This window comes from Streptomyces sp. SCSIO ZS0520 (assembly GCF_025643355.1).
Taxonomy (GTDB): Bacteria; Actinomycetota; Actinomycetes; order Streptomycetales; family Streptomycetaceae; genus Streptomyces; species Streptomyces physcomitrii.
In genome coordinates this window covers 1,267,077-1,281,174 of sequence record NZ_CP092644.1, presented here as the reverse complement: position 1 = coordinate 1,281,174, position 14,098 = coordinate 1,267,077, and the positions used below count along the sequence as shown (strand labels likewise).

The 14,098-nt window shown below is 72.4% G+C and carries 1 protein-coding gene; it reads right to left on the bottom strand.

Annotated features, from left to right (window positions below):
- Positions 1-86 precede the first annotated feature (86 nt).
- Positions 87-13,781, bottom strand: a complete 13,695-nt coding sequence (locus MID12_RS04305) for a type I polyketide synthase (RefSeq protein WP_263164996.1) — start codon at positions 13,779-13,781, stop codon at positions 87-89.
- Positions 13,782-14,098 lie beyond the last annotated feature (317 nt).

Here is a 14,098-nt window from a genome sequence, read left to right as displayed (position 1 = left end):
AGTCCGGCGTCCCTGCGGTCCAGGGGTTCCGGCGAGCGAGTCGGTCGGGCGGGCCGGCGAGGGGCGGCCGCGGTCGAGAGCGGGTGTCAACTCCCGCCGAGTTCCTTGTCGATGAGGTCGAACATGTCCTCGTCGTCCACCAGGTCGAGGTCGTCGAGATCGTCGCTCTCGTCCTGAACTGCCGTACGGGGCCCGTCCAGTTCGGCGAGGAGTACGCGCAGCCGGTCGGCGACCGTGGAACGCTCCGCCTGCTCGACGCCGCCGGAGGCCAAGACCGTTTCCAGCCGGTCGAGTTCGCTGTGCACCGAGCTCAACACGGGTGCGGTACGGCCGGGTTCACCGCCCTGGCCCTCGCCGGTACCGCCGTCCGCGGACAGCGCGGCGGCCAACTCGCCGAGCAGGAAGCGCGCGACGGCCCCCGGGCTCGGGTGGTCGTACACCAGGGTGGCGGGCAGCTTCAGGCCGGTGGCACCGGCGAGCCGGTTGCGTACCTCCACCGCGAGCAGCGAGTCCACGCCCAGCTGCTTGAACGGGGTCTTCGCCGGGACCTCCGCCCGCTCGGGCTCGTGGCCGAGTACCGCCGCGAGACCGCTCTGCACCAGCCCGAGCAACTCCTCCTCGCGCGCGTCCGGTGACAGCCCCGACAGCCGCCGCACCAGCGGATGGCGGTCCGTCCCCGCGGCGGCCTCCGGGCCCTCCTCGGTGAGGAGCGCGGCGACCTCCGGGATCGTGTCGAGCAGCGGGCGCCGCCGGGCCGAGGCGAACACCGGCACGAACCGCGCCCAGTCGACCTCCGCGAGCACCACAAAGGTCTCGTCGTGGTCCAGGGCCTGCTGGAGACCGGCGAAGGCCGTCTCCGGATCGATCAGCGGCAGCCCCTGCCGCCGCAGGAAGTCCGGGTCCACCGCGTCGGGCAGCTTGTCGCTGCCCCATACGCCCCAGGCCACCGAGGTGGCGGGCAGCCCCCGGGCGCGACGCTGCTCGGCGAAGGCGTCGAGGTGGGCGTTGGCCGCGGCGTAGGCACCGTGGTCGCCGCTGCCCCACACCCCGGCGATCGAGGAGAAGAGCACGAAGGCCTCCACCGGGTGGTGCGCGAGGAGTTCGTCCAGGTGCCGCGCGCCCGCGACCTTGGCCTCCAGGACCGCGTCCAGCTCCTCCGCGGTGAGTCCGTCCAGCGAGTTCAGCTGCATCAGCGCCGCGGCGTGCACGACCGTGCCGATCCGGTGGCCCCGCGCCTCCAGATCCGCCACGAGTCCCGCGACGGCCGAGCGGTCCGCCACATCGCAGGCCACCACCTCGGCGTCCACACCGCGTTCCTGGAGTTCGGCCACCAGCTCCGGCATGCCCTCGGCGAGCGGACCGCGTCGGCTGGTGACGACCAGGCGCTCGGCTCCCGCCTCCGCGAGCCAGCGCGCGATGTGCGGACCGAGCGCGCCCGTACCGCCCGTGACGAGCGTGGTGTGCCGGGGACGCCAGGGCGCCGAACCCGTGGCGACCGGATACGGATGACGCAGCAGCCGGCGCGCATACGCCCCCGTCCGCCGCACGGCGAGCTGATCCTCACCGTCCTGAGCGGCGCCTCCACCACGGAGCTGCCGCACCAACTCGGCGTAGGGGCCGGGTGCTTGGGCCTCTTCCGCCTCCGGTGCCTCCGGTTCCGGCTGCCCGGGGAGGTCCACCAGACCGCCCCACAGGCGCGGGTACTCCAGTGCGGCGACCCGCCCCAGACCCCACACCTGCGCCTGCTCCGGCAGCGGCGCCGGGTCCTCCGGAACGGCCCGCACCGCCTGCCGCGTCAGATGCCATACGGGGACCTCCACCCCGCCCCGCGCCAGACCCTTGAGCAGGGCGAGCGTGGCGGCGGTACCGATGTCCAGGCTGAGCACACCGGCGATCTCCGGTTCCTCCCGCAGGCGGCGCTCCAGCTCCGGCAGATCCGGGACATGGGCCGTACGTGCTCCCGCGGCCTCCAGGGCCGACATCAGCTCCTTCGGCGGCTCGGCCCCCGCTCCGGTGTACGCCAGCCAGGTACCGGTGAGGCCCGAGGCCTCGCCGGAAGCCGCGGCCTGCCAACTCACCTGGTAGCGCCAGTCGTCCAGGGCCGTGGCCCGGTGCGCCTGCCGCCGCCATGCGCTGAGCGCGGGCAGGACGGCCCCCAGCGCCTCGGCCGGAACCTTGAGCCTTCCGGCCAGCGCCTCGGCGTCCGCCCCCTCGACGGAGGCCCAGAAGGCGTCGTCGGCGGCGGAGACAGCCTGGTCCTGCGGGGCCGAGGACGCCAGCCAGTAGCGCTTGTGTTGGAAGGGGTAGGTGGGGAGGTCGGGGTGGTGGGTGGTGGGTTGGCTGTGGGTGGTGATGGTGGGGGTGAGGCCGTGGGTGTGTGCGTGGGCGAGGGCGTGGTGGAGGCGGGTGGGGTGTCGTCGTCGCCGCGGAGGAGGGTGGGCGTGCGTGGTGGCTTGGGTGTGGGTGTCCGCGTTCTCCGGCGCTTCGGTGGTTTCTTGGATGGCGGTGGTGAGGCCGGGGTGGGGGCTGGTTTCGATGTAGTGGGTGTGTCCGTGGGTGAGGAGTTTTTGGATGGTGGGGTTGAAGTGGACGGTGGTGCGGAGGTTGGTGAACCAGTAGTCGGTGGTGAGGGTGGTGGTGTCTACGGGTTCGGTGGTGACGGTGGAGTAGAAGGGGATGTCGGACTGGCGGGGCGTCAGTACGCCTATCTGTGCGGCGAGTTGGGCGCGTAGCGGTTCGACGAGGGGTGTGTGGGAGGCGTAGTCGACAGGGATGCGGCGGTGGCGAATCCCTTCCGCCTCGCAGTGTTGCTGGAGTGCGTCGAGGGCTTCGGTGGTTCCGGCGACGACGGTGGAGGTGGGGCTGTTGAGGGCGGCGAGGTGGAGGTCGTCTCCGTACGCGGCGATCAGCTCACCAGCTTGTTCGGCGCTGAGGGCGAGGGACATCATGCCGCCCGTCCCGGCGAGGGTGGTGAGGGCTTTCGAGCGCAGGGCGACGACCCGCGCGGCGTCCTCAAGGCTCAGCGCTCCGGCAATATGCGCGGCGGCGATTTCGCCTTGTGAGTGGCCGATGACGGCGTCGGGGTGGATGCCGTGGTCCTGCCACCAGCGGGCCAGGGAAACCATGACGGCCCAAGTAGCGGGCTGTACGACATCGACGCGGGCGAGCGCGTCGGCGTCGTCGAGTACGTCGAGCAGGTTCCAGTCGGTGAACGGCGCGAGCGCCTGGGCGCATTCCTCCATGGACTTCGTGAACACCGGTGAGGTGGTGAGGAGTTGGACTCCCATCCCCACCCACTGCGAGCCCTGACCGGGGAAGACGAACACCGTCTTGCCGTCGTGAGCCGTGCCCTGGGTCAGAGCAGGATGCGGCAGGCCGTTCGCCAGGGCTTCGAGGCCGGTCAGCAGTTCCTCGCGTGAGGTGCCGACGAGTACGGCGCGGTGGTCGAACCGGGAACGGTGCGCCAAGGCACCGGCAACCTCCTCGGCGCTGACCTCCGCGTGCTCCCGCAGATAGCCCCGTAGCAGCCCTGCCTGGTCCCGCAGTACCTCCTCGGAGCGTCCACTCAACGTCCAACTGACCGGCAGCGGCGGTGCGTTGAGATCCGTCGTAGGAGCAGACCCGGACTTCGGGGCGGCGGTGGTGGCCACGACCGCCTCGTCCGGGGCTTGTTCGAGGATGACGTGCGCGTTGGTGCCGCTGATGCCGAAGGAGGAGACGGCGGCACGGCGTGGGCGGTCGAGGGTGGGCCATTCCCTTTGTTCGGTGAGGAGTTGGACGCCACCGGAGGACCAGTCGACGTGCGGTGTCGGTTCGTCGACGTGGAGGGTGGCGGGCAGCTGTCCGTGCTGGATGGCCTGGACCATCTTGATGATCCCGGCGACACCGGCGGCGGCCTGGGTGTGCCCGATGTTCGACTTCACCGAACCCAGCCACAACGGCCGGTCCTCCGGCCGGTCTTGTCCGTACGTGGCGAGGAGGGCCTGCGCCTCGATGGGATCCCCGAGCTTCGTCCCCGTACCGTGCGCCTCGACCGCGTCCACGTCCGATCCCGTGAGACCTGCCGTCTGGAGGGCGGTGGTGATGACGCGTTGCTGGGAGGGGCCATTGGGGGCGGTGAGGCCGTTGCTGGCGCCGTCCTGGTTGACGGCGGTGCTGCGGACGACGGCGAGGACGGGGTGCCCGTTGCGCCGGGCGTCCGAGAGGCGCTCCACCAGGAGCAAGCCGACGCCCTCGCCCCACCCGGTGCCATCCGCCGCAGCCGCGAAGGACTTGCAGCGGCCGTCCGCCGCCAGACCGCGTTGGCGGCTGAACTCCACGAAGGTGTCGGGGGTGGCCATGACCGTCGCGCCGCCCGCGAGGGCGAGGTCGCATTCCCCGTTGCGGAGGGACTGCGCGGCCAGGTGGAGCGCGACAAGGGACGAGGAACAGGCGGTGTCCACGGTGACCGCGGGGCCTTCGAGACCGAAGACGTACGACAGGCGGCCCGAGGCCACGCTGCCCTGGGTGCCGGTGAGCACGTGTCCTGCGACGCTCTCGGCCTCGGCGTCGCTCACCCCGTTCGCGTAGTCGTGGTACATCAGTCCGGCGAAGACTCCGGTCCTGCTGCCGCGCAGCGAGAGCGGATCGATGCCGGTGCGCTCGAAGGCCTCCCAGGCGGTTTCCAGGAGAAGCCGCTGCTGCGGGTCCATCGCCAGGGCCTCGCGGGGCGAGATTCCGAAGAACTCCGCGTCGAACTCCCCTGCTTCATGGAGGAAGTTGCCGACCTTGGTGGAGGAGGTGCCGGGGTTGTCGGGGTCCGGGTGGTAGAGCGAACCGAGGTCCCAGCCGCGGTCCTTGGGGAATTCGCTGATGCCGTCCTGGCCCGCCAGGACGAGCCGCCAGAGGTCCTCGGGTGAGCCGATGCCGCCGGGGTAGCGGCAGGCCATGCCGACCAGGGCGATCGGCTCGCTGTCCACACCGAGGTCCCGGGAGGCGGCGCCTCCGGCCGCTGTCCTGGCGCGGTTCCCGGCCGCCGAAGCCGCCCCGGCGCCACCGGATCCGCCGATCTCGGCGCTCAGGTAACCGGCGAGGGCCTCCGGGCTCGGATAGTCGAAGACGAGGGTGGTCGGCAGCCGGCGGCCGGTGGCCTCGGCGAGGCGGTTGCGGAGTTCCACCGCGGTGAGCGAGTCGAAGCCCAGTTCCTTGAACGCCTTTGCCGGGTCGACGAGTTCGGCCGTGCTGTGGCCGAGTACCGCCGACACCTGGGCGCGGACCAACTCCGCGGTCTCCCGGTCCCGTTCGGCGGCGGACAGCGCCGCGAGGCGGGCCGCGAACTCCGTGCCCGCCGCGGGCGCCGCTCCGGTCGCCGCCCTGCGCACAGGCGTCCGGACCAGGCTCCGCAGCACCGGCGGCACCACCGTGGCGGCGGAGCCCGCACCGGCAGCCGTGCGGAAGGCGCCGAGGCTCAGGCGGGCGGCCACCACATGGGCCGCGTCCGTGCCGAGGGCGGCGTCGAAGAGGGCGAGCCCCTGCGCCGAGTCCATCGCGGCAAGCCCCTGGCGGGCCATACGGGAGACATCCGCCTCCGCCAGGTGCCGGGTCATGCCGCTCGCCTGCGCCCAGAGGCCCCAGGCCAGGGACTGCGCGGGCAGGCCCTCGGCGCGGCGGCGCTGGGCGAAGGCGTCCAGGAAGGCGTTGGCGGCGGCGTAGTTGGCCTGACCGGCGAGGCCGAGGGTTCCGGCCACGGAGGAGAACATCAGGAAGGCGCGCAACGGCAGCCCGCGGGTGGCATGGTGGAGGTTCCAGGCCGCGTCCACCTTGGGGGCGAGCACCCTGCCGAGGCGCTCCGGGGTCAGCGTGGTGACCGGGCCGTCGTCGAGCAGACCCGCCAGATGGACCACCGCGGTGAGCGGCCGCGCCTCGGGGACGGCGGCGACGAGTGCGCGGGTGGCCCCCTCCTCCGAGAGATCGCAGGCGGCGAGGGTCACGGACGCCGCACCCAGGGCGAGGAGTTCGCCGCGCAGCTCGTCCGCGCCCTCCGCCCCCGGGCCACGGCGGCTCGCGAGCAGGAGATGGCGTACGCCGTGTTCCGCGACGAGGTGCTTCGCCAGCAGCGCGGCCAGCGAGCCGCTGCCCCCGGTGAGCAGCACGGTGCCCTCGGGATCCCAGTCCGCGGACTCGCCGGTCCCGGAGGACTCGCCGCTCCCCGGCATCCGTACGAGCCGGGGTACCGCCGACTCGCCCCCGCGCAGGGCGAGTTGGGGCTCCCCGCTGCCGATCGCCCGCGGCAGCGCACGTACCGACTCCGGCTCCTCGTCCAGGTCGAGCAGCCCGAACCGGCCCGGGTTCTCGGTCTCGGCGGCCCGTATCAGTCCCCAGAGGGCCGCACCGGCGAGGTCGCGCACCTCCTCACCCGGCTCCACGGCCATCGCGCCGCGCGTGACGAAGACCAGCCGCGCCCCGTCGAACTGCTCCGTGCCGAGCCACTGCCGTACCAACTCCAGTGCCCGCGCCGCGCTTTGCCGCACGCCCTCGGCACCGGACGACCCCTCGGGGCCCCGGTCCAGCGCCAAGTCGTGGACGGGAACCACGCCTTGGACGAGAACCACGTCCGGGGCCGCGATCTCGCCCCGGGACACCTGCCCGGCGAGCGAGTCCAGATCGGTGCAGGCGGTCAACCCCCATGTGGCCAGGGAAAGTTCGGTGTTCTCCGCGTTCTCCGCGTTCTCCGGCGCGGGGATCCGCGTCTCCGAGGCTCCCGCGTCAAGCAGGTACCACGTGCCGGTGTCCGGGACGGCCGCCGTGGGCGAGGCCGTCGCGACGGGCAGGGGTGCCCAGTCCATCCGGTACAGGCCGTCGTGCCGGGCGGTCGCCCGTGCCCGCAGCTGCTCCACCGCCACCGGGAGGAAGGTCAGCCGCTCGACGGAGGCCACCGGCCCACCGGCGGGATCCCTCAGGTCCAGCGAGACCGCATCGGGTCCCACCGGCCGCACAGACGCGCGTACCGCCGTGGCCCCGATCGCATGGAGACGCACCCCCGACCAGGCGAACGGCAGCAGCGCCCGCTCCTCCGCGGAGTCGGCCGGTGCCGCGAGCGTGCCGCCGAGGAGCACGGCGTGCAGGACGGCGTCGAGCAGCGCGGGGTGCGCGTCGAAGCCCCCGCCGGAGCCCGGCCCTGCTGCCTGCCGCACGTCCTCCGGCAGTACCACCTCGGCGAAGACCTCGTCCGTACGGCGCCACAGGGTCCGCAGGCCCTGGAACACGGGCCCGTAGTCATAGCCGAGCGCACCGAGCCGGGCGTAGCCGTCGGCCAGCGGGACGGCCTCGGCGTCCCGGGGCGGCCATACCGGATCGGTATCGGTATCCGCTACTCCCGCGAGAGGGGTCTCCGCACCGGGCGACAGCGTGCCCTCGGCGTGCAGCGTCCACGGGGTGTCTTCCAACTGCTCGGCGCCGGTCCGGGCCTCCGCAGGCCGCGAGTGCAGGTGCACCGGGCGTCGGCCCTCCGCGTCCGGCGCGGCGACCGTGACCTGGAGCTGCACCGTTCCACCGGCCGGGATCAGCAGAGGGTCGGACAGGGTCAGGTCGTCGAGGCGCGCACAGCCCACGTGGACGGCCGCGTGCAGCGCCATCTCCAGCATGGCCGTACCGGGCAGCAGCACCGTTCCCGACACCGCGTGATCCGCGAGCCACGGGTGGGTGGAGAGCCCGAGCTTCCCGTCGAACAGCACACTCTCCGTCCCCGCCACGGCCACCGGGGCTCCGAGGAGCGGGTGACCAGAGGGACGGGCCCCCGCGCTGCCCGCCGGGGCGAGCCAGTAGCGCTTGTGCTGGAAGGGGTAGGTGGGGAGGTCGGGGTGGTGGGTGGTGGGTTGGCTGTTGGGTTGGGCGGTAGGGGTGAGGCCGTGGGTGTGTGCGTGGGCGAGGGCGTGGTGGAGGCGGGTGGGGGTGTCGTCGCCGCGGAGGAGGGTGGCGTGCGTGGTGACGGTGATGGTGTCTGTCGTGTCGGTGTCGGTGGCTTCTTGGATGGCGGCGGTGAGGCCGGGGTGGGGGCTGGTTTCGATGTAGTGGGTGTGTCCGTGGGTGAGGAGTTTTTGGATGGTGGGGTTGAAGTGGACGGTGGTGCGGAGGTTGGTGAACCAGTAACCGGTAGTGAGGGTGGTGGTGTCTACGGGTTCGGTGGTGACGGTGGAGTAGAAGGGGATGTCGGACTGACGGGGCGTCAGTTCGCCTATCTGAGCTGCGAGTTGGGCGCGTAGCGGTTCTACGAGGGGTGTGTGGGAGGCGTAGTCGACGGGGATGCGGCGGTGGCGAATCCCTTCGGCCTCGCAGTGTTGCTGGAGGTTGTCGAGGGCTTCGGTGGTTCCGGCGACGACGGTGGAGGTGGGGCTGTTGAGGGCGGCGAGGTGGAGGTCGTCTCCGTACGACGCGATCAGCTCACCGGCCTGTTCGGCGCTGAGGGCGAGGGACATCATGCCGCCCGTCCCGGCGAGGGTGGTGAGGGCTTTCGAGCGCAGGGCGACGACCCGCGCGGCGTCCTCAAGGCTCAACGCTCCGGCGATGTGCGCGGCGGCGATCTCTCCCTGTGAGTGGCCGATGACGGCGTCGGGGTGGATGCCGTGGTCCTGCCACCAGCGGGCCAGGGAAACCATGACGGCCCAAGTAGCGGGCTGTACGACATCGACACGTCCGAGCGCGTCGGCGTCGTCCAGGACCTCAAGCAGGTTCCAGTCGGTGAAGGGTGCGAGTGCCTGGGCGCATTCCTCCATGGACTTCGTGAACACCGGTGAGGTGGCGAGGAGTTGGACCCCCATCCCCACCCACTGCGAGCCCTGACCGGGGAAGACGAACACCGTCTTGCCTTCACGGGCCGTGCCGGTGACGACGTTGCTGTGCGGGGAGCCCTCGGCGACGGCTGCCAGACCGGCGAGGAGTTCGTCGCGGCCGGTACCGATCACGGCCGCGCGGTGCGGGAAGCGCGCCCGGCGGTTCAACGCGTCGGCGACAGCTGAGGCTTCGAGGTCCGGTTGCTCCGTGACCTGGGTAAGCAGCCGTTGTGCCGCGTCCCGGAGTGCCTGCGCGGTGTGACCGCTCAGCAGCCAACTGGCGGGCGTAGAGGGCGAGTCGGGGCCCGAGCCCGACCCGGCCGTACCGTCCAGGGCGCCCGCGCTCTCCAGCAGCTCGTCCGCCGGGCTTTCGCCTTCCGCACCCTCGTTCTTCGCGCCCTCGTCCTTCGGCGCCTGTTCGAGGATGACGTGGGCGTTGGTGCCGCTGATGCCGAAGGAGGAGACGGCGGCACGGCGGGGGCGATCGAGGGCGGGCCATTCCCTCTGTTCGGTGAGGAGTTGGACGCCACCGGAGGACCAGTCGACGTGCGGAGTGGGCTCGTCGACGTGGAGCGTGGCGGGCAGCTGCCCGTGCTGGATGGCCTGGACCATCTTGATGATCCCGGCGACACCGGCGGCGGCCTGGGTGTGCCCGATGTTCGACTTCACCGAGCCCAGCCACAACGGCCGTTCCTCCGGCCGGTCTTGTCCGTACGTGGCGAGGAGGGCCTGCGCCTCGATGGGATCCCCGAGCTTCGTCCCCGTACCGTGCGCCTCCACCGCGTCCACATCGGCCGCGGTCAGCCCGGAGTTGGTCAGGGCCGTGCGGATGAGGCGTTCCTGCGACTGGCCGTTGGGGGCGGTGAGGCCGTTGCTGGCGCCGTCCTGGTTGACGGCGGTGCCCCGGACCACGGCGAGTACCCGGTGGCCCTTGCGGCGGGCGTCGGAGAGCCGTTCGACGAGCAGCAGGCCCACGCCCTCCGCCCAGCCGGTGCCGTCGGCCGCGGCGGCGAAGGACTTGCAGCGGCCGTCCGCCGCCAAGCCGCGCTGACGGCTGAACTCGATGAACATGCCCGGCGTCGACAGCACCGTGACCCCGCCCGCGAGGGCGAGATCGCATTCGCCGTTGCGCAGGGACTGCGCGGCGAGATGGAGCGCGACCAGGGAGGAGGAGCAGGCGGTGTCGACGGTGACCGCCGGGCCTTCGAGACCGAAGACGTACGACAGCCGGCCCGAGGCCACGCTCGGCGTCGTACCCGTCAGGACATAGCCGTCCAGGCCGCCTTCGGCCTCGTACATCCGCGGACCGTAGTCCTGGGTGGTGGCGCCGACGAAGGTGCCGGTCCGGCTGCCGCGCAGCCGGTCGGTCTCGATACCGGCGCGCTCGAAGGCCTCCCAGGCGGTTTCCAGGAGGAGCCGCTGCTGCGGGTCCATCGCCAGCGCCTCGCGCGGCGAGATCCCGAAGAACTCCGCGTCGAATCCGGCGACATCGTCGAGGAAACTGCCGCTCCTGGCGTACGAGGTGCCCGCGCGGTCGGGGTCGGCGTCGTGCAGGGCCGCCAGATCCCAGCCGCGGTCCTCGGGGAACGAGCCGAGGGCGTGCTGTTCCTCGCGCAGCAGCCGCCACAGTTCCGCGGGCGAGGAGACCCCGCCCGGGTAGCGGCAGGCCATGCCGACGATCACGATCGGATCGTCCGCGGTGGCGAGGGCGGATCCCGGCCCCCCGGCGGCCGGTGCGGTGGCGTCCTCGCCGCTGAGCTGGGTGTGCAGCCACCGGGCCATGTCGCCGGGCGTGGGGTGGTTGAAGAGGACGGTGCTCGGCAGGTCCCGACCGCTCAACCGGGCCAGGCGGTCGCGGAGTTCGACCGTGCCGTACGAGTCGAGGCCCAGGTCCCGGAAGGTCCAGTCGGTGTCGACCGCGCCCGCGGACGCGTATCCGAGGACGGCGGCGGTCTGCTCACGAACCAGGTCGAGCAGCTCACCGGGACGGGGGAGGGGAGCGCCGGGGTCGCTCGGCGAGGAGACGGAGGGCGAGTGCCCCGGACCCTGCTCGCTCTCGGAGCCACTGCGCTGCTCACCCCGCGGCACCTCCGGGGCCGCGTCGGCCGCGGTGCCGAGGCCCGGGGCCGACGCGCTCTCGTCCAGCCAGTGCCTGCTGCGCTGGAACGGGTACGTCGGCAGGTCCACGCGCCGCGTACCGGCGTCCGCACAGAGCTGGTCCCACCCCACGGCCGAGCCCTGTGTGTGGAGCTCGGCGAGCGTCGCCAGAACGGACCGCACCTCGGGGTGTTTGCGGCGGAGGAGGGGGAGAGCGGTGGTCTTCGTGGATTCCGTGGACTGGCTTGCGTGGGTGGCTAGTTGGGTGAGGGCGTGGCCGGGGCCGAGTTCGAGGTAGGTGGTGGTGTGGTGGGTGTGGAGGGTGGTGAGTCCGTGGTGGAAGCGGACGGTGGTGCGGACGTGGTGGGTCCAGTAGTCGGGGTCGGAGAGTTCGGCTGTGGTGGCCAGTTCGCCGGTGATGTTGGAGATCAGGGGTGTGGTGGGCGCATGGAAGGTGAGGGTGCGCAGGGTGTTGCGGAAGGTGTCGAGCATGCCGTCCATGTGGGGGGAGTGGAAGGCGTGGCTGACGTGGAGGTGGGTGGTCTTGCGGCCTTGGGATGCCCAGTGCGTGGCGAGGGCATGGACGGCGTCGTGGTCGCCTGAAATCACCGTCTCCGTCGGTCCGTTGACGGCGGCGATGGTCACCGTCCCGTCTGCCGGGAGGCTCGCGATTGTCTCGTCTTCGGTGGCCTGGAGGGCGGTCATGGCCCCACCGGTGGGCTGGGCCTGCATGAGGGCGGCCCGGGTGGTCACCAGGACAGCCGCATCGCGCAGGTCGAGAACCCCGGCGAGGTGGGCTGCCGTGATCTCTCCCAGTGAGTGCCCGAGCAGGAGGTCGGGGGTGATCTCCCAGTGGGTCAGGAGGCGGTGGAGTGCGACTTCCAGGGCGAAGAGTGCGGGTTGGGTGTAGGCGGTCTGCTGGAGCAGGGTGGCGTGTTCGGTGTCGGACCCGGCGAACATCACCTCCCGTAGCGGGACGACGGGCAGAGAAGTGTGTGCGGTCAGGCGGGAGGCCAGTTCCGGGTCCAGGGCGGCTGCGACCTCGTCGAGGGCCGTGGCGAACAGGGGGAAGGCGTCGTACAACTCCCGTCCCATACCGGGGTGTTGGCTGCCCTGACCGGAGAACAGGAACGCCACCTTGCCCGTGCCCTGGCCGCTTGCCTCATCCCCTCCCGCCTCCGTCTCGCCACGCGGGACCACGCCGCGCAGCACATTGCTCGCCCCGCGCCCCCCGGCGAGGGCGGCGAGGCCCGACAGCAGGGAGCCGTGGTCCTCCACGAGTACGGCGGCACGGTGCTCGAAGGCCGAGCGGGTGGTGGCCAAGGAGCCTGCCAGGTCGGCCAGTTCGGCCGGGCCGGGCTGGACGTCGGCGGACTCCACCTTGGCGAGCAGCTGCGCGGCCTGCGCCCGCAGGGCGGCGGCGCTGCGTGCCGACACCAGCCAGGGCAACGCCTCCCGCACCGCAGACGAGTCCGGCACAGACGAGTCCGACACAGACGAGCCCACCGCGGACGAGCCCACCGAAGTCGCGCCCACCCCAGCCGAGCCCACCACGGACAATCCCGCCGCAGACGATCCCCCGACCTCGACCCCGACCCCCACCCCAGCGGACTCCGGATCGGCAAGCACGACATGGCAGTTGGTCCCGCCCATGCCGAAGGAGCTGACCCCGGCGAGCAGCGGCGCCTCGGGGTGCGGCCAGGGGCTGGTCGTCTGCTGTACTGCCAGGCGGAGTTCGTCGAGCGGGATGCCCGGGTGGGGGTGGGTGAAGTTCAGGCTCGGGGCCAACTCGCGGTGTTTGACGCAGAGGAGGGCCTTGACCAGGCCGACGACACCGGCGGCGCCTTCCAGGTGACCGATGTTGGTCTTCACCGAGCCGACCCGCAGCGGGTCCTCGGCGGGGCGGACCGCACCGAGGGCGGCGCCGAGTGCCGCCGCTTCGACGGGGTCGCCCAACCGGGTGCCGGTGCCGTGGAGTTCGACGTACTGGAGCCCTGTGGGAGAGACCCCCGCGTCCTCGTAGGCGGCCCTGAGCACCCGTTCCTGGGCGGTCGGTTCGGGGGCGGTGAGGGTGTGCCCGGCGCCGTTGCCGAGGGCGCTGCCGAGGAGGACGCCGTGTACCCGGTCGCCGTCGGCGAGGGCCTTCGGCAGGGGCTTGAGGACGAGGACGGCGCCGCCCTCGCCGCGTACGAAGCCGTCAGCCCGGGCGTCGAAGGTGTGGCAGCGGCCGCCGGGGGAGAGGGCGCCGAAGAGTTCGGCTGAAGTGAACTCCTCGGCAAGGAGGTTGAGGTGCACGCCGCCCGCGAGGGCGACCTCGGACTCCCCGCTGCGCAGGCTGCGGACGGCGAGGTGGACGGCGGCCAGCGAGGAGGACTGGGCGGTGTCCACGGCGAGGCTCGGGCCGGTGAGGCCGAGGAGATAGGAGAGGCGGTTGGCGATGACCGCGCGGCTGAGGCCGGTCATGCTGTGCGCGGAGGCGGTGCCCTCGCGGTGCTGGAGCTTCGCGTAGTCGTCCGACATGGAGCCGATGAACACGCCGGTGCCGGTGCCGCGCAGCAGACCGGGGCGTACGCCCGCGTCCTCCAGGGCCTGCCAGCACAGTTCGAGGGCGAGCCGCTGCTGCGGGTCGGCGGCGGCCGCCTCGCGCGGGGACATGCCGAAGAAGCCCGGGTCGAAGCCGTCCACCCGGTCGAGGAATCCACCGCGGAAGGCGCCGTCGATGCCGCGCCCGGCGGGCGGTGCGGTCACCGACTCCCGTCCCTCGCGCAGGAGTTGCCAGAAGGCCTCGTGATCCGGTGCCCCCGGGACCCGGCAGGCCATTCCCACCACGGCGATGCGGTGGTCGGTCGTTGCGGCTACAGCAGGCGTGTCACTCATGGAGTCCTCGGGCTCGTGGACCATCGGCCCAGGCCACCTCGGCCTGGGCCGGGAATCTCTCACCGGCAGGGGTGGGGGGAGGCGATGGAAAGCCGTCCGCCTACGGCCGCCGTGCGGGGGCGGCCGGGGAGGCGGCGGCGATGCGGTTCAGCGGCTGTGCGCGGGGCGCGCGGGGGCGCGGCTGCCGCGCCGGGCGGTCGCGAGGGCGCACCGCTCGGCGCGCGGACACCGCCTCGGGCCCGCCGTGGCGGCGCCCCGTGCGCTAGGGCCTTTCGTTTGGATCGGGCTGGGCTCGCGGGGGCTGGCACGCACATCTG